16 protein-coding genes are annotated in these 16,041 nt (G+C 71.3%); 9 read left to right on the top strand and 7 right to left on the bottom strand.

Annotated features, from left to right (window positions below; genetic code table 11):
* Nucleotides 1-115 precede the first annotated feature (115 nt).
* Both AB5J55_RS24700 and AB5J55_RS24705 read left to right on the top strand, forming a co-directional pair.
* On the top strand, nucleotides 116-2,044 hold the full coding sequence (locus AB5J55_RS24700) for a long-chain fatty acid--CoA ligase (RefSeq protein ID WP_369272757.1): 1,929 nt from the start codon (nucleotides 116-118) through the stop codon (nucleotides 2,042-2,044).
* A gap of 169 nt (nucleotides 2,045-2,213) precedes the next feature.
* On the top strand, nucleotides 2,214-3,329 hold the full coding sequence (locus AB5J55_RS24705; protein WP_369272758.1) for a sugar ABC transporter substrate-binding protein: 1,116 nt from the start codon (nucleotides 2,214-2,216) through the stop codon (nucleotides 3,327-3,329).
* Between the two features lie 27 nt (nucleotides 3,330-3,356).
* Here the strand turns inward: AB5J55_RS24705 and AB5J55_RS24710 are convergent, their stop codons facing one another.
* Entirely contained in the window at nucleotides 3,357-4,256 is a 900-nt protein-coding gene (locus tag AB5J55_RS24710; protein ID WP_369272759.1) for a LysR family transcriptional regulator, read from the bottom strand.
* 279 nt (nucleotides 4,257-4,535) lie between these two features.
* Between AB5J55_RS24710 and kstD the strand changes: the two genes are divergently transcribed.
* Entirely contained in the window at nucleotides 4,536-6,308 is a 1,773-nt protein-coding gene (kstD, locus tag AB5J55_RS24715; protein WP_369272760.1) for a 3-oxosteroid 1-dehydrogenase, read from the top strand.
* 38 nt (nucleotides 6,309-6,346) lie between these two features.
* On the opposite strand, the gene AB5J55_RS24720 is transcribed toward kstD, so the two are convergent.
* From AB5J55_RS24720 to AB5J55_RS24735, 4 genes are read right to left on the bottom strand one after another with little or no spacing between them, the layout of a single operon-like run.
* A complete protein-coding gene (locus AB5J55_RS24720; protein ID WP_369272761.1) occupies nucleotides 6,347-6,994 on the bottom strand; it encodes a class I SAM-dependent methyltransferase in 648 nt (215 codons plus the stop codon).
* A 27-nt stretch (nucleotides 6,995-7,021) separates the two neighbouring features.
* The gene (locus tag AB5J55_RS24725; RefSeq protein ID WP_369272762.1) at nucleotides 7,022-7,264 is read right to left on the bottom strand and encodes a hypothetical protein; all 243 of its coding nucleotides are present in this window, start codon (nucleotides 7,262-7,264) and stop codon (nucleotides 7,022-7,024) included.
* Nucleotides 7,265-7,289: 25 nt separating this feature from the next.
* Nucleotides 7,290-7,613: an AzlD domain-containing protein gene (locus AB5J55_RS24730; RefSeq protein WP_369272763.1), complete on the bottom strand. Its 324-nt coding sequence runs from the start codon at nucleotides 7,611-7,613 to the stop codon at nucleotides 7,290-7,292.
* Nucleotides 7,610-8,299 carry an AzlC family ABC transporter permease gene (locus tag AB5J55_RS24735; RefSeq protein WP_369276281.1) on the bottom strand — a complete coding sequence of 230 codons (690 nt, stop codon included), beginning with the start codon at nucleotides 8,297-8,299 and terminating at the stop codon, nucleotides 7,610-7,612. The genes AB5J55_RS24730 and AB5J55_RS24735 overlap by 4 nt, the downstream gene beginning before the upstream one ends.
* 107 nt (nucleotides 8,300-8,406) lie before the next feature.
* On the opposite strand from AB5J55_RS24735, the gene AB5J55_RS24740 reads away from it, so the two are divergent.
* The gene (locus AB5J55_RS24740) at nucleotides 8,407-8,955 is read left to right on the top strand and encodes a helix-turn-helix domain-containing protein (protein WP_369272764.1); all 549 of its coding nucleotides are present in this window, start codon (nucleotides 8,407-8,409) and stop codon (nucleotides 8,953-8,955) included.
* A 127-nt stretch (nucleotides 8,956-9,082) separates the two neighbouring features.
* On the opposite strand, the gene AB5J55_RS24745 is transcribed toward AB5J55_RS24740, so the two are convergent.
* The gene (locus tag AB5J55_RS24745; RefSeq protein ID WP_003992177.1) at nucleotides 9,083-9,286 is read right to left on the bottom strand and encodes a cold-shock protein; all 204 of its coding nucleotides are present in this window, start codon (nucleotides 9,284-9,286) and stop codon (nucleotides 9,083-9,085) included.
* 322 nt (nucleotides 9,287-9,608) lie between these two features.
* Between AB5J55_RS24745 and AB5J55_RS24750 the strand changes: the two genes are divergently transcribed.
* The 5 genes from AB5J55_RS24750 (at nucleotide 9,609) to AB5J55_RS24770 (ending at nucleotide 14,883) form a co-directional block, all read left to right on the top strand.
* Nucleotides 9,609-10,457 (top strand): menaquinone biosynthesis protein, encoded by an 849-nt coding sequence (locus AB5J55_RS24750; protein WP_328880014.1) that lies wholly within the window; start codon nucleotides 9,609-9,611, stop codon nucleotides 10,455-10,457.
* 76 nt (nucleotides 10,458-10,533) lie between these two features.
* Nucleotides 10,534-12,219, top strand: coding sequence for a serine/threonine-protein kinase (locus AB5J55_RS24755; RefSeq protein ID WP_369272765.1), 1,686 nt, complete (start codon nucleotides 10,534-10,536; stop codon nucleotides 12,217-12,219).
* Between the two features lie 10 nt (nucleotides 12,220-12,229).
* Nucleotides 12,230-12,961 carry a prepilin peptidase gene (locus AB5J55_RS24760; protein WP_369272766.1) on the top strand — a complete coding sequence of 244 codons (732 nt, stop codon included), beginning with the start codon at nucleotides 12,230-12,232 and terminating at the stop codon, nucleotides 12,959-12,961.
* Nucleotides 12,962-13,063: 102 nt separating this feature from the next.
* Nucleotides 13,064-14,263: a cyclic dehypoxanthinyl futalosine synthase gene (gene mqnC, locus AB5J55_RS24765; RefSeq protein WP_369272767.1), complete on the top strand. Its 1,200-nt coding sequence runs from the start codon at nucleotides 13,064-13,066 to the stop codon at nucleotides 14,261-14,263.
* Between the two features lie 17 nt (nucleotides 14,264-14,280).
* Nucleotides 14,281-14,883 (top strand): hypothetical protein, encoded by a 603-nt coding sequence (locus AB5J55_RS24770; RefSeq protein WP_369272768.1) that lies wholly within the window; start codon nucleotides 14,281-14,283, stop codon nucleotides 14,881-14,883.
* Nucleotides 14,884-14,901: 18 nt separating this feature from the next.
* Here AB5J55_RS24770 and AB5J55_RS24775 read toward each other — a convergent pair whose 3' ends face one another.
* Nucleotides 14,902-15,900: a chitinase gene (locus AB5J55_RS24775; protein WP_369272769.1), complete on the bottom strand. Its 999-nt coding sequence runs from the start codon at nucleotides 15,898-15,900 to the stop codon at nucleotides 14,902-14,904.
* Between the last annotated feature and the right edge of the window lie 141 nt (nucleotides 15,901-16,041).

Genomic DNA, 16,041 nt, shown 5'->3' on the forward strand with positions numbered 1-16,041 from the left:
TAACCAGCGGTAACCCGTTTCCGCAGGCCTCGGCAGGTGAACGCCACGGTGCGCGAGGCACGTACGTCATGCAGCAAGCAGTTTCTTCGCTGCACGCCCGCCGCAGGAGCCGCCCGTGTCCACCCCGCTTCCCTCCTTCGCCGCCTCGGCCGCCTTCGACGACGCTCCGGGCCCGAGCCTGGTGCAGCCCGAGACGCGACGACTGGACGGTGCCGTGCGGGAGGCGTACGTACCGCCGTTCGCGCCGCCGGTGACCCATGGGTCGCTCGGGGACCTGCCTTTCGACAACGCGGCCGCGGCGCCGGACGCGGTCGTCCTCAGCCGCAGGGGCGAGGACGGGCGGTGGTCGGACGTGACGGCCGCGCAGTTCGCCGAGCAGGTGCAGGCGGTGGCGAAGGGGCTGATCGCCGAGGGACTGGAGCCGGGCGACCGGATCGCGATCATGGCGCGGACGAGGTACGAGTGGACGCTCCTCGACTTCGGCGCATGGGCGGCCGGCCTTGTCACGGTCCCCGTCTACCCCACCTCGTCCGTCTTCCAGACCCGCTGGATCCTCCAGGACTCCGGTGCGGTGGCCCTGGTCACGGAGACCGCCGCGCAGGCGGCCGCCCTCGGCCCCGAACTGGACCGGGTGCCCGACCTGCACCGCATGTGGGTGATGGAGAAAGGTCATGTGGAGCGGCTGGCGGAGCTGGGCGCGCAGCAGCCGGACGGCGAAGTGGGCGTACGGCGGGGCATGCTGGTGCCGGACACGCTGGCGACGCTCATCTACACCTCGGGCACGACGGGCCGCCCCAAGGGCTGCGCGCTGACGCACGGCAACTTCTTCGCCGAGGTGGACAACGCGATCGAGCTGCTCTACCCGATCTTCAAGGCGCGCACCAGCGAAGAGGCGTCGGTGCTGCTCTTCCTCCCCATGTCGCACGTCTTCGGCCGTATGGTCGCGGTGGCCTGCATCCGGGCCAGGGTGCGCCTCGGCCACGCGCCGAGCCTGAAGGCGGAGGACCTGCTGCCGGACCTGGCCGCCTTCCGCCCCACGTGCCTGCTGACCATCCCCTACATGCTGGAGAAGATCTTCAACTCCGCCCGCGCCAAGGCCGAGACGGGCGGCCGGGCGTCCTCCTTCGACCGCGCGGCGTCGGTGGCCGAGCGCTACGGCGAGGCGATGGAGGCCAGGGCCTCGGGGACGGGCGGTGGCCCGGGCACGACGCTCAAGACGGCCCGCGCCTTCTACGACCCCCTGGTCTACCGCCGTATCCGCAACGCGATGGGCGGCCGGGTGCGGTACGCGATCTGCGGTGGCTCACCGCTCGGCCGCCGTCTGGCCGCCTTCTACTCCGGCGCCGGCATCGAGATCTACGAGGGCTACGGCCTGACGGAGGTGACGGGCGCCGCGACCGTGACCCCGCCCTCCAAGCCCCGTCTGGGAACGGTGGGCTGGCCCCTGCCCGGCACCCGCATCCGTATCGCCGCGGACGGCGAGATCCTCATCTCCGGCGACCAGGTGCTGCGCGGCTACTGGGACCCTTCCGCGGGCGGCGTCGTCCCGGCCGCCGCCGACGGCTGGCTGCCGACCGGGGACATCGGCGCCCTGGACGACGAGGGCTATCTGACGATCACCGGCCGCAAGAAGGAACTCCTGATCACGGCGGGCGGCAAGAGTGTGGCCCCGGCGCCCCTGGAGAACTGGCTGCGCTCGCACCCCCTGATCTCCCAGTGCATGGTCGTGGGCGACCGCCGGCCTTTCGTGTCCGCCCTGATCACCCTGGACATGGACGGCGTGAGCCACTGGCGCCGCATGAACGGCAAGCACGCCGTCCCCGCGGAACTCCTGGTCGACGACGCCGAGCTGAGGGCGATTCTGCAACGCGCGATCGACGAGGCCAACAAGCTGGTCTCGCGCCCGGAGTCCATCCGCCGCTTCACGATCCTGCCGACGGACTTCACGGAGCTGGACGGCCACCTCACACCGTCGATGAAGCTGCGACGGGAGGCTGTCATGCGGGACTTCGCGGCGGAGGTCGAGGAGCTGTACACGAAATAGCGGCGGTTCCGGGCAACCCGCCAGGATCCGACATCACGACAAACGGTTGCCGTCTCGTTACGACATTTGCTTGACGTGACATGCCATGGCCACGTTGGCTACCGCCACCGGGTAGCAAAGCCGCTCATCCGCTCGGAAGGCACCAGTAGTGAATGCTCGTACCCCCCACATGCCCGCTGCACGCCGCTTCTCCATAGCCCTCGCCGCGTCCGCCTCGGCGCTCTCGCTCGCCGCGTGCGGTGTGGTCGACGGCATCGGAGGCGGTGACAGCTCGGAGTCGCCCAACAAGGGCGACGACGTCACGGTGGGGCTCCTGCTGCCCGACAAGGACACGGCGCGCTTCGAGAAGTTCGACCACCCGCTGATCAAGAAGGAAGTCGCCTCCCTCACCCACGACAAGGGCAAGGTCGTCTACGCCAACGCCGAGTCGAGCACGGACAAGCAGAGTCAGCAGTTCCAGCAGATGATCGCCGACGCGGTGGACGTCATCCTCGTGGACGCGCTGGACTCCAAGGCCATCGCGCCGGACGTGCAGAAGGCGAAGGACGCGGGCATTCCCGTCATCGCCTACGACCGGCTCGCCGAGGGGCCGATCGACGCGTACGTCTCCCACGACAACGAGCTCGTCGGCGAGGTGCAGGGCCGCGCCCTCGTCGAGGAACTCGGCGCGAAGGCCGCGACCAGCAAGGTCGTCATGATGAACGGCGACCCCGCCGACCCGAACACCGACCGGTTCAAGAAGGGCGCGCTCGACGAGCTCGAGGGCGAGGTGAACATCGTCAAGCGGTACGACACCGACAAGTGGGCGCCCGAGACGGCCAAGGCGAACATGAAGAAGGCGATCTCCGCCGTCGGGCTGGACAACATCGCCGCCGTCTACTCGGCGAACGACGGCATGGCCGGCGCCGTCATCGACGCGCTGAAGGAGTCCGGCGCGAGCAAGATCCCGCCGGTGACCGGGCAGGACGCCAACCTGGACGCGGTGCAGCGGATCGTCGCGGGCGAGCAGTTCATGTCGGTGTACAAGTCGTTCCTGCTGGAGGCGACCAACGCCGCGAAGATGGCCGTGTACAAGGCCCAGGGGCGCGCGATCCAGTTCGACGCCCTGACCCAGGACTCGGTCGACAGCCCGACCCAGGACGGCATCCCGGCCCAGCTGGTCTCGGTGGTCCCCCTGACGAAGAGCAACATCAAGCAGACGGTGATCCAGGACGGCGTCTACACCGTCAAGGAGATCTGCACCGCCGAGTACAAGGCGGACTGCGCGGCCATCGGCCTGGAGTAGACGCCGAGGCGCCCTCTTCAGTGCCCGTCAGACCCGGGTGGCTCGGCGGTGGGACTCCACCAGGTCCGCGAACGCCCGGGCCGGCGGGCTGAGCGAGTCCCAGCGGCGCACGGCCCAGCCCACGGGCAGGGGGCGCAGCTCGGGGAGGGGAATCAGGCGCAGCCGACCCTCCTCGGGGACCGGCAGCCCCGGCAGCGCGGGCAGGACCGCCCGTCCCACCCCCAGCTCGGCCAGCAGCAGCGCGGTGTCCCAGTCGGCGACGCTCGTGTCGTGCGCGAACCGGACGCCCAGCTCGGCGCAGGCGGCGTCCAGATGGGCCGCCGAGGCGGAGTTCGGCGGCAGCCGGATCAGCCGCACGTCACGCAGGTCGGCGCCGACATCGACGTACGGCCGCGCCGCGAGCGGATCGTCGGACCGCACCGCCAGCACCCACGGCAGCTCCACCACCGGCCGCTGCTCGATACCGCGCACCTGCGGCCCGAGGGTGATCCAGGCCAGGTCGAGCGTGCCGTCGGCCAGCGCGTCGAAGCTGCCCCGGCCCGAACTGACCGTGCGGAACTCCAGGTTGACCCGAGGATGCCGTCGCCGGTACGCGACAACCGCCTCGGCCATGAAGTGCCGTACGGTCGTCGCGCCTGTCGCCACCCGCACGTAGCCGCTCTCCCCGTCGACGAGATCCCGCAGCTGCCGTACGGCGAGGTCCAGCCCCGATATCCCCTCTGCGGCGGCCGCCTCCAGCACCCGGCCGGCCTGCGTCGGCACGACCCCCCGGGGCTGCCGCTCCAGCAACGCGACCCCGGTCTCGCGCTCCAGCCGCTTCACGTGCTGGCTCACCGCCGACTGGGTGCACCCCAGCTCCCGGGCGACCGAGCTGAGACTCCCGGCACGGCATACGGCCACGAACACACGCAGGTCATCGAGGGTCATGACCTCTAAGTTAATGCTTGGGTACAGCCACAAATCCCAAGGATTGACTGGGCCTTGGCCGATGGACGACGATCCTCGAAGGGCCCGGGCGGCAACCCGCTCCACACCCTCGCCGGAGTCCGGACCATGGCGTGGGGGGAGCGGGTGCCGACCCAAAAGCGCGACCGGACGGCGGTTTCAACGCTCCTGCAGCGCCCTTGACTTCACGAGGCATCCGCGTCACATTCGCATTTCTGACACACCCTCAGAAACGCGGCGTCCAGGGCGGGAGCGGCCTCCATGACCAGCAGCGTGCACCCTTCGCGAAGACACGTACTGGCCGCCGGTGCCGCCGGAGCCGCAGGCACGGCCCTCGGGTCCGGCGCCGTGGCCCAACCCGCCGCTCACGCCGCCGACCTGCCCCTCCTGGGCACCTACGACGTCGTCGTCATCGGCTCCGGAGCTGCCGGCATGACCGCCGCGCTGACTGCCGCCAAGCAGGGGCTGAGTTGTGTGGTGGTGGAGAAGGCGTCCACCTTCGGAGGGTCCGCCGCGCGGTCCGGGGCCGGGATCTGGATTCCGAACAACTCGGTGATTCTCGCGGCCGGTGTGCCGGACACGCCGGCGAAGGCGGCCGAGTACCTGGCCGCCGTCGTCGGGCCGGATGTTCCCGTCGAGCGGCAGCGGGCCTTTCTGGCGCACGGCCCGGCGATGCTGTCCTTCGTCATGGCCAACAGCCCGCTGCGATTCCGCTGGATGGAGGGGTACGCCGACTACTACCCCGAGCTGCCCGGCGGCCTCGCGAACGGCCGCTCCATCGAGCCCGACCAGCTCGACGGCAACCTCCTGGGCGCCGAGCTGGCGCGGCTGAACCCGCCGTACATGGACGTCCCTCCAGGCATGGTCGTCTTCAGTGCCGACTACAAGTGGCTGGCCCTGGCTGCGGTGAACGTCAAGGGCGCAGCCGTGGCCGCGGCCTGTCTCGCGCGCGGTACGGCCGCGGCGCTGCGGGGTGAGAAGCCGCTGACCATGGGACAGTCGCTGGCGGCCGGCCTGCGCCTGGGGCTGCGGTCGGCCGGGGTCCCGGTCTGGCTCGGTACTCCCCTCACCGACCTGTACGTCGAGAACAGTGCCGTGAGCGGCGCGGTCGTCACCCGGGACGGCGTCCCCGGCCTGGTGCGGGCCCGCCGTGGCGTGATCGTCGGCTCGGGCGGCTTCGAGCACAACGCGGCGATGCGCGAGCGCTACCAGCGGCAGCCCATCGGCACGGACTGGACGGTGGGCGCGAAGGAGAACACCGGCGACGGCATCCGGGCCGGGCACCGGCTCGGCGCCGCCCTGGGCCTCATGGACGACGCCTGGTGGGGCCCGGCGATCCCGCTCCCCGGCCAGCCGTACTTCTGCCTCGCCGAACGCACCCTCCCCGGCGGTCTGTTGATCAACGCCGCCGGCGCCCGCTTCGTCAACGAGGCCGCCCCCTACAGCGACGTCGTCCACACGATGTACGACGTCAACGACACGAGCCCGGCCATCCCGTCCTGGCTGATCGTCGACCAGAACTACCGGAACCGGTACCTCTTCAAGGACGTCCTCCCGGCCCTGCCCCTCCCGGCCGACTGGTACAGCTCGGGCGCCGCGCACAAGGCCTGGACCCTGGACGCGCTCGCGCGATCGATCGGTGTCCCGGCGCCGGCCCTGCGGACCACGGTCGACCGCTTCAACTCGCAGGCCCGGCAAGGCAGGGACCCCGACTTCAAGCGGGGCGACAGCGCCTACGACCACTACTACACGGACCCCTCCGTGCTGCCCAACTCGTGCCTCGCGCCCCTCTGGCTGCCCCCGTTCCACGCCTTCCGCATCGTCCCCGGCGACCTCGGCACCAAGGGCGGCCTCCTCACCGACGCCCGCGCCCGCGTGCTGCGGGATGACGGCTCGGTGATCCGGGGACTGTACGCCGCCGGCAACGCGAGCTCGGCCGTCATGGGGCACAGCTACGCGGGCGCGGGCTCGACGATCGGCCCGGCGATGACGTTCGGGTACATCGCGGCGCGGGACATCGCCGGGAGCCTCTAGAAATCCGCTCCCGCAGTGTCCCGCGCGGGATCAGGCGGTCACCCGGGCTTGCGGGCGATGAGGAACGCCTGCGGGGACGTCTCGTCCAGCGCCGGGTCTGCTTCGCGCACCGTCCGGGAGACGAGGGTGAAGCCGGCCGCCGTCAGCAGGTCGGCCATGTCTTCCGGGCGGCGGCGCTGGAAGGTGAGCGAGACAGGGTGCCCGAAGGGCCGGTCGTGGTGCCGGTGTTCGTCACCGGCCTGGAACGCGACGAGCAGGGGCGCGCCGGGCGCCAGCACCCGGTGGAACTCGGCGAAGAGCTCCGGGAGCCGGTCCACAGGCGTGTGGATGGAGGAGTAGAAGGACAGCGCACCGGCCAGAGCGCCGTCCGGCAGCTCCAGCTCCAGCATCGAACCCTGCTCGAAGCGCAGCCCAGGGTTCTCGCGGCGCGCGATCGCCAGCATGGACTGCGACAGATCGAGCCCGAACACGGACAGCCCGAGCGAGGCGAGGCGGGCGGTGGTCCGGCCCGGTCCGCATCCCAGGTCGGCGACCGGCCCGTCCCCCTCGACGAGTTCGGCGAACACCCCCAGCAGTGCCCGCTCCAAGGGTCTGCCCGCGAGTTCGTCCCGGAAGAGGTCCGCGTAGTCCTCGGCGATGGCGTCGTAGAAGGTACGGGTGGTGGTCAGGAAGTCGGAGTCGGTCATGGGCGGGGACCCTAGCGAACGCGACCGCTACTCGGACCCGTCCTGCGCCCGACCCGTTCCCATCCGGCCACCGCCGATCGCGGCGCCGACGGCGATGCCCAACCCCATCCCCAGGGCCAGCCCGAGCCCGAGGTTGTCGAAGGCGGTCAGGCCGAGCACGATGCCGATGCCCGTGCCGAAGGAGAGGCCGAGCGAAAGGCCCATGGCCGGTTTGCTGTTGGCGGCACCGCCGCCGCCTTCCCCGTGGTTGTTCCCGTCCCCGTTGTTCACCTGGCGATTCTCCCACGGGGCCGGCTCATGGCACCCCAGCCGCCCGCAGCACCGCGGTGGCCACCGCCGCCCCCAGCACCACCACCGGGAACGGCGCCCGCCGCCACGCCAGCACGCCGCCCACCAGCACCCCGGCCGGCCGCGCCCACCCCGCGAAGCCGTCGCCCTCCGTCCAAGTCCCCGTCGCCAGCAGCGCCACGAGCAGCACCACCGCACCCGCAGCCAGCAGCTCCTGGACCCGTGCGGGGAGCACCACCCGCCCGTGCAGCGCCGGGCCGACCAGACGGAAGGCGTACGTCCCCACTGCCAGCGCCAGGATCATGGCGACCGTTCCCGTCGTGCCGGTCATGACGCGCCTTCCTTCCTGCCGGACGAGCGGTACGCGACGAGTCCCGCCAGCGCCAGCAGCACCGGCACCCCCGCCGGGACGACCGGTACCGCGGCCAGGGCGAGGGCGGCGCCGAGGAGCGCGGCACGGCGTACGGCGGAGTCCTTGCGCAGAGTGGGTAGGACCAGTGCGACCAGCACGGCGGGGAAGGCGGCGTCCAGGCCGTACGTCGCCGTGTCGCCCAGTGCGGTTCCGGCGAGCGCGCCGGCGAGGACACCGATGTTCCAGGCGACGAACAGTCCGAGGCCGTTCACCCAGAACGCCGCCCGGCGCCGTACCAAGTCCGGCTGGGCGAGGGCGAAAGCCACCGTCTCGTCGGAGACGAGGTGGGCGCCGAGGAGGCGGGCGAGGCGGCCGCGGCCGAGGACGTCCGCCACGGCCAGGCTGAAGGCGGCCGTGCGGGTGTTGAGCAGCAGCCCGGTGGCCGCCGCGGCGAACGGCCCGCCCCCGGCCAGCAGCACGCCGACCGCGCTGAACTGGGCCGAGCCCGCGTAGACGACCAGTGACATCACCACCGGCACCCACACCGGCAGCCCGCCGGCCACCGCGATCGCGCCGAAGGAGACGCCCACGACCCCGCCGGCCAGCCAGATGAGGGCGCTGTCGCGCACCAGGGCCGTCATCGCGGGCGCCGGAAGAGGTGACATCATCGGTGTTCGGAGTAGCGAACGCATGTTTTCCAGAATGAACAGTCGGCACCCGTTCGTCAAGGCGAACGATTGGACCGACGAAGCGAACGACGGGAAGTGAACCGATGAGCGAGCCCCTGACCTGGATCGCCGCCTCGCTGCGACGCGAGCGCACCCGGGCCGGGCTGTCCCTGTCCGAGCTGGCCAAGCGGGCCGGCATCGCGAAGTCCACGCTCTCCCAGCTGGAGGCCGGCGGGGGGAATCCCAGCGTGGAGACGCTGTGGGCGCTGGGGGTCGCGCTCGGTGTTCCGTTCAGCGTGCTGGTGGAGCCGCCGTCGCCGGCGGTCCAGGTGATCCGGGCGGGGGAGGGGCCCACGGTCGCCTCCGAGCGGGCGGACTACGTGGCCACGCTGCTCTCCGCCAGTCCGCCCGGCGCTCGCCGGGACATCTATCACCTGCGCGCGGAACCCGGCCCGGCCCGGGAGTCGGAGCCGCACATTCCGGGGTCGGTGGAGCACCTGATCGTGAGCACGGGGCGAGTGAAGGCGGGGCCGCGGGGGGACGAGGCCGAGCTGGAGCCCGGCGACTACATGTCGTATCGGGGGGATGTGCCCCACTCGTACGAGGCGCTCGCTCCCGGGACGACGTTCGTGCTGGTCATGCAGCACATCTAGGCGTCGACGGGGAGGGGAAAGGCAGGAGCCCCGCTGCCTTGCGGCACGGGGCTCCTTGGGTACTGCTATCTGTTCCGGATCAAAGCACCAGGCTCCGAGACCGAATGATCAGACTGATCGGGACTGATCAGACGGGGGTGACGTTCTCCGCCTGCGGGCCCTTCGGGCCCTGGGTCACGTCGAAGGAGACCTGCTGGTTCTCCTCCAGCGAACGGAAGCCGCTCGCATTGATCGCGGAGTAGTGAACGAAGACGTCGGGGCCGCCGCCTTCCTGGGCGATGAAGCCAAAGCCCTTTTCGGCGTTGAACCACTTCACGGTTCCGGTAGCCATAAGCCCTCCTTGGGCCCAAAGGGTTGCCCTGCTCCAGAACCCTGCAAGTGTGAAAACAAAATGCCGCACAACTGCATACGTCTGAAAACGACGAGAGCCCGCGGTCACATGCTCCGCAGGCTCTGTACTGCAAGGGAAACCAAACTGCAACTTGCGGCGAGCCTAGCACGCGGGCAGCCGAAAGCAATAGAGGTCAAGATCACGTCACCCGGACGTTTGAATGCACGTGTCGGGGTTGACGGGAGCGCTGGTGATCTGAGCGTCACCGGGGAGTCGCCACCCTGAAGGGTGCACGCTACCCCATGGGGTCTAGTCTCGCGATGTGGACAATTCTCGCACCAGGCCGCGCGTAGGCCACATCCAGTTCCTGAACTGCCTGCCCCTGTACTGGGGGCTCGCGAGAACGGGCACACTCCTCGACTTCGAGCTGACCAAGGACACTCCCGAGAAGCTCAGCGAGCAGCTGGTGCGGGGCGACCTCGACATCGGGCCGATCACCCTCGTGGAGTTCCTGCGCAACGCCGACGACCTGGTCGCCTTCCCCGACATCGCGGTCGGCTGCGACGGCCCGGTGATGTCCTGCGTGATCGTCTCGCAGGTCCCGCTGGACCGGCTGGACGGCGCCCGGGTCGCCCTCGGCTCGACCTCGCGGACCTCGGTCCGGCTGGCCCAGCTGCTGCTCGCCGAGCGCTACGGCGTACAGCCCTCCTACTACACCTGCCCGCCCGACCTCAGCCTGATGATGCAGGAGGCGGAGGCGGCCGTACTCATCGGAGACGCGGCGCTGCGGGCCAACCTCCTCGACGGCCCGCGTTACGGCCTCGAGGTGCACGACCTCGGCTCGCTCTGGAAGGAGTGGACCGGCCTGCCCTTCGTCTTCGCGGTCTGGGCGGCGCGCCGGGACTACCTGGAGCGCGAGCCGGCCATCACCCGCCAGGTCCACGAGGCCTTCCTGTCCTCCCGCAACCTCTCCCTGGACGAGGTCGGCAAGGTCGCCGAGCAGGCGGCCCGCTGGGAGGCCTTCGACGAGCAGGTCCTGGAGCGGTACTTCACGACCCTGGACTTCCGTTTCGGCGGCCCGCAGCTGGAGGCGGTCGCGGAGTTCGCGCGGCGGGTGGGACCGACGACGGGCTTTGCAGCGGATGTGAAGGTGGATCTGCTTCAGCCGTGAGGGTGGGGTCCGCGCGCACTAATCTGCTGGAAGTTCCACGGCCGCACTAGGCCGTACGGGGGAGGGGTGGACGCCGATGCAGCCGCTCGGAGTTGACGAGCCCACGGTCGTCGGACCGTACCGGCTGCTCGGCCGGCTCGGCTCCGGCGGCATGGGGCGGGTGTATCTCGGCCGCAGCACGGGCGGCCGTACGGTCGCCGTCAAGATCGTGCATCCGCACTTCGCGCTGGACGAGGAGTTCCGCGCCCGCTTCCGCCGGGAGGTGGACGCGGCGCGGCGGGTGGGCGGTGCGTGGACGGCGCCCGTGCTGGACGCGGACCCGCAGGCGGCGGTGCCGTGGGTGGCCACGGCCTATGCGGCGGGTCCCTCGCTGTCGGCCGCGGTCGCGGACTCGGGCGCGCTGCCCGCGCATTCGGTACGAGCGCTGGGGGCCGGGCTGGCCGAGGCGCTGGCGGCCGTGCACGAACTGGGGCTGGTGCACCGGGACGTGAAGCCGTCGAACGTCCTGCTGACACTGGACGGCCCCCTGCTGATCGACTTCGGCATCGCGAGGGCCATGGACGGCACGGCGTCGCTGACATCCACCGGCGTCTCGATCGGCTCCCCCGGATACATGTCGCCCGAACAGATCGTGGGCAAGGGCGCCACGGGGGCGGCGGACGTCTTCTCGCTGGGCGCGGTACTGGCGTACGCGGCGACCGGGGCGCCCCCGTTCTCCGGGGACTCGTCGGCGGCGCTGCTCTACAAGGTCGTGCACGAGGAGCCCGAACTCGGCCCGCTGGACGGCGAGGTGCGGGAGCTGGTGGAGGCCTGCCTGGCCAAGGAGCCGGGTGCCCGGCCCACGCCGGGTGAGGTGGCCCGGCGACTGGCTCCGGACGGGGCGGCCCGGCTGGTGACGGGCGGATGGCTGCCGGGCGGGCTGGTCGAGCAGGTCAGCCGGAGTGCCGTGCGGCTGCTGAACCTGGAGGCGGGGGAGCCGGGAGAGAGCGGCCCGCCGGCATGCGACGTCCCGTCGGGGCCGGTGGGCTTCAGCCGGCAGGCGACGGTGGGGGAGTTCGGGCCGCCACCGGTCATGCCGGGGCCGGGAGGTGCGGGCGCGACCACGCCGCCCGTCGCCGTCCCCGAGCCCCGCGACGCCCCGCCGCAGGAGGCGACCCCCGCATCCGACAGCCGCCCCGGCAAGCTCTCCCTCTCCGTCGCGGCGGCCTCGGCGCCGGGGGAGGGCGGCCGTGGCCGGAGGCTGAGCTGCACCGTCGCGCTCGCGGTGGCGGGGGCGTTGGCCGCGGTGACGGTGGGTTCCGTGGTCGTGTTCGACCTGTTGCCGGGCGGGGACCAGGACCGCAACGCGGGTTCCGACGCCGCCTCGTCCGCATCGCCGGGCAAGAGCAGCCCCACCGTCGAGGGTTCCGTGCCCGCCCGGTATCTCGGCACCTGGGAGGGCCAGGCCACCGCCCTGGACGGCGCCCTGCCGTCGGGCACCTACCGGCTCACCGTGCACAAGGCCGACGTGGGCGAGGAGTTGGGCACACTCCGGCAGACGGACGTGCTCGGACTCGTCTGCAACGACGTACTGACCCTGAAGAAGGTGACGGCCAAGGAGCTCGTCGTCACGTCCGTGGGCAGGAAGACCAACCACGGCGGCTGCAACCCGGCACCGCACACCGTCCGGATCTCCCCGGCGGGCGACGACCTGGTGTTCCGCTCGGAGAGCGACGCGGAGGGCAAGCCCGAGGCGCGGCTGTCGAAGGTCGGGCAGGGCTGAGCACGTGGGGGTGAGCACGCCCGTCCTGGTCGTCCTGGCCGCACTCTGGGGTGCCGCGGCGGGCACGCTGCTGCCCCGGCCCGCCCATCGGTTCTCCGTCACGGAGGAGGAGGGGTGGCGGGAGCGGTGTCCGGGCGGGCACCCGATCGGGGGCTGGATCGGGTGGGCTCGGTGTCGGGAGTGCGCCGACGCGCCGTCGTACGGGCCCAGTACGGCCCTCATGGTCACCGTCACCGCCCTCGTCTGCGCCGCTCTCGCCGCCGCCACCGACACCCGGCCCGAGCTGGGCGTCTGGCTGCTGCTGGCGCCGGTCGGCGTGCTGCTCGCGGTCGTCGACCTGCGGGTGCGGCGGCTGCCCGACGTCCTGACCCTGCCGCTCGCGGCCGCCGCGCTGCTGCTGCTCGGCCTGGCCGCCGTCGTCCCCGAGCACGCCGGTGACTGGCCGACCGCCCTGTGGGCCGCCCTCGCGCTCGGCGCCGGCTACTTCGTGCTGTGGCTCATCAACCCCGGCGGCATGGGCTTCGGCGATGTGAAGCTCGCGCTCGGGGTGGGGGCGGCGCTGGGGTGGTACGGCTGGCCGACGGTCATGCTCGGCACCTTCGCCGGGTTCCTGTTCGGGGCTCTGTACGGCGGTGCGCTGGTCGTTCTGCGGCGGGGCGGGCGCAGGACAGCGATCCCGTTCGGGCCGTTCCTGCTCGGCGGTGCGCTCGTGGGGCTGCTGATCGGGGCGTACGCGGCGTGACGTGGGCGCCGTCGGCCCGGGAGCGGCCTGACGTCCCTGGCCCGAAAGGCCTGGCGTAGGCTGGTTCGGTCTGTCCAACTGCTTGACGAAAGGGACGCCCCGGTGACCGAGAAGGCCGACCTCCAGTCTGTGCTCGACCGTGCCGCAGCGGGTGGGCGGATCACCCCAGAGGAAGCGCTCGACCTCTACCGCGACGCCCCGCTGCACGCGCTGGGCGCCGCCGCCGACGCCGTACGCCGCCGCAGGTACGCCGGCACCGAGCACATCGCGACGTACATCATCGAGCGCAACATCAACTACACGAACGTGTGCGTCACGGCGTGCAAGTTCTGCGCCTTCTACGCCGCCCCCAAGGACACGGCCAAGGGCTGGACCCGCGACCTCGACGACATCCTGCGGCGCTGCGCCGAGACCGTCGAACTCGGCGGCACCCAGATCATGTTCCAGGGCGGTCACCACCCGGACTACGGCGTGGAGTACTACGAGAAGCACTTCGCGGCCATCAAGAAGGAGTTCCCGCAGCTCGTCATCCACAGCCTGGGGGCGAGCGAGGTCGAGCACATGGCCCGGATCTCCAAGGTGAGCATCGAAGAGGCCATCACCCGGATCCACGAGGCCGGGCTCGACTCCTTCGCCGGCGCCGGCGCCGAGCTGCTGCCCGCGCGGCCGCGCAAGGCCATCGCCCCGCTGAAGGAGAGCGGTGAGCGCTGGCTGGAGATCATGGAGGCCGCGCACCGGCTGGGCGTCGAGTCCACGTCGACCATGCTGATGGGCACGGGCGAGACGAACGCCGAGCGCATCGAGCACCTGCGGATGATCCGTGACGTCCAGGACCGCACGGGCGGCTTCCGGGCCTTCATCCCGTACACCTACCAGCCCGAGAACAACCACCTGAAGGGCCGTACGCAGGCCACGATCTTCGAGTACCTGCGGATGATCGCCATCGGGCGGCTGTTCATGGACAACATCGCCCACATCCAGGGGTCCTGGCTGACCACCGGCAAGGAGATCGGCCAGCTGTCGCTGCACTACGGCGCCGACGACCTCGGCTCGATCATGCTGGAGGAGAACGTCGTCTCCTCCGCCGGCGCCAAGCACCGCTCCAACCGGATGGAGATCATCGATCTGATCCGCAAGGCGGGGCGGGTTCCGGCCCAGCGGGCGACCACGTACGAGCACCTCGTCGTGCACGACGACCCGGCGAACGACCCCGTCGACGAGCGGGTTGCGTCGCACATCTCGTCCACGGCGATCGAGGGCGGCACGGCGCATCCCGAGCTGAAGATCCTCGCGTCGAACTAGGCCTGGCCGGGGCTTTCGTGCTGACGATTCACGCCGACTCCAGAGGTCATGCACTCGTCGTCCAGGGCGAGTTGATCGCTGACGTCGGGCAGCTGGCGGACCTGGCCGCGGCCCATCCGCGGGCGCGGGTGCGGGAGTGGCCGGGCATCCTCACGCCCGGGCTGATCAATTTGCACGGCAACGAGCTGCTGGAACAGGCGTACCACCCGGATCCGCGCGAGGCGGACCTGCTGGGCACCGCACCGTTGACCGGGAAGGCGCTCGACGCGCTGGACATGGACGACGCCCGCTGGGGTGCGAGCGCCCGGCGTGGCCTGCAGCGCATGCTGGCCCACGGCACGGTCCGGGTGGCCTGCGAGGAACTGCGCAACCCGGCGGTGCGGGACGCCCTGCACCGCTCCCGTCTGGCCATGGGCCGGCTCGGGCGCCCCGGTGGAACCCCGGCGCTCGACCCCTACGCCTCCGGGCTGCCGGTGGAGTTCGCGGAACCGAGGGAGCAGCACTCCGCCGCCCGGTTCGCCTTCTTCGACGTGCGGGACGAGGCCGAGCTCGCGGCGCGCGGCGCGGGGACGTGTGTGGCCACGGTCGTGGACGGGCGGCTGGTGTACCGGCGGCGGTAGCCGCCCCAACGTACCGGATCAGCCCGCGAACGCCTCCGCGAACGCACCGTCCTCCTGGCCGACCCCGCTGCAGTTCGTCAGCGGGTCGTCCGAGGAGGAGCCGTCGGCACACTGCCGGTCCCGGAACGTCGCCCACATCGACACCCACCCGATTCCCTTCTCCTCGGCGAACTCCCGCACCTGCGCCGCGTCGTCGAGCGTGAACGTCTCGTTGTCGACGTCGTTGACGCCGAGCATCGAGGTGAGCGCCATGGCCCGCCAGGCGGTCGCGTCGGACGTGCCGAAGAGCTCCTTGAGTTGTGTGTGGGCGGCATTGGCGGAGGTGAGGGCGTAGTCGCCCATGTCGCCGGTGTAGGACTCGCCGTAGTTCATCGTCATGAGGTTGACGGTGGAGACCTGTACGTCGTGCTGGTTGGCGGACTCCAGCAGCGCCACACTGTCGTCGTCGAGGCCGGAAGGCATCACCGGCAGCGTGAAGGACACGCGGAGGTCGCCGCGCTCCTGCTGCAGCAGGGCGATCGCCTCCGAACGCAGGTCCACCGAGTCGGAGTCGGTCAGCTCGTCGCCCTCGATGTCGAAGTCGGCCTGGCTGGAACCCGCCGCGTCCAGCGCCTTCCCGTACGCCGCCGCCAGCTCGGACGCGCTGTCGCAACTCGCCGCCATTTCCTTGCCGGAGGCGCCGCCGAAGGAGACCCGGACGGTGGCGCCGTTCTGTTTGAGTTTCGAGATACGGGACTTGACGGCCGAGTCGGAAATGGCGGTGGTGCCGTTCCATTTCGGGGTGCAGTTGCTGCCGTCCGAGATGACGAAAGCCAGGTTGTACGTCGTCGGGGAGCCGACGGAGTCGTTTTCGGAGGCTTCGGTGGCGCTGACGTAGGGGGCGTACGACGTGCTCGCGGCAGCCGTTCCGGAGGCCGAGGGGGAGGCCGTCGCGGAGGACGAGGTGCTGGGCCGCTGGGGGGTCGGCGGCGCCGCGTCCGCCGTACCACCGGAGCCCGCGGAGCACCCCGTGGTCAACGCGAGCAGGCAGGTGAGTCCGGCCGCCGTTGGCAGAAACTGAAGCGAACCGGCGAGGTCGGAACGCCGGCGGGGGTGAGCTGAGGTGGGGGCGCACAGGAGAGGGGCGCTTGCCGCGCCGCTTGCCGCTGCGACGGACGC

It is taken from the genome of Streptomyces sp. R11 (assembly GCF_041051905.1).
Taxonomy (GTDB): domain Bacteria; phylum Actinomycetota; class Actinomycetes; order Streptomycetales; family Streptomycetaceae; genus Streptomyces.

Coding starts and splice junctions, on each gene's coding strand:
- AB5J55_RS24705 (WP_369272758.1), top strand. CDS start 2,214: ATGCCCGCTGCACGCCGCTTCTCCATAGCCCTCGCCGCGTCCGCCTCG.
- AB5J55_RS24755 (WP_369272765.1), top strand. CDS start 10,534: ATGCAGCCGCTCGGAGTTGACGAGCCCACGGTCGTCGGACCGTACCGG.
- AB5J55_RS24710 (WP_369272759.1), bottom strand. CDS start 4,256: ATGACCCTCGATGACCTGCGTGTGTTCGTGGCCGTATGCCGTGCCGGG.
- AB5J55_RS24745 (WP_003992177.1), bottom strand. CDS start 9,286: ATGGCTACCGGAACCGTGAAGTGGTTCAACGCCGAAAAGGGCTTTGGC.
- AB5J55_RS24720 (WP_369272761.1), bottom strand. CDS start 6,994: ATGACCGACTCCGACTTCCTGACCACCACCCGTACCTTCTACGACGCC.
- AB5J55_RS24735 (WP_369276281.1), bottom strand. CDS start 8,299: ATGTCACCTCTTCCGGCGCCCGCGATGACGGCCCTGGTGCGCGACAGC.
- AB5J55_RS24740 (WP_369272764.1), top strand. CDS start 8,407: ATGAGCGAGCCCCTGACCTGGATCGCCGCCTCGCTGCGACGCGAGCGC.
- AB5J55_RS24730 (WP_369272763.1), bottom strand. CDS start 7,613: ATGACCGGCACGACGGGAACGGTCGCCATGATCCTGGCGCTGGCAGTG.
- kstD (WP_369272760.1), top strand. CDS start 4,536: ATGACCAGCAGCGTGCACCCTTCGCGAAGACACGTACTGGCCGCCGGT.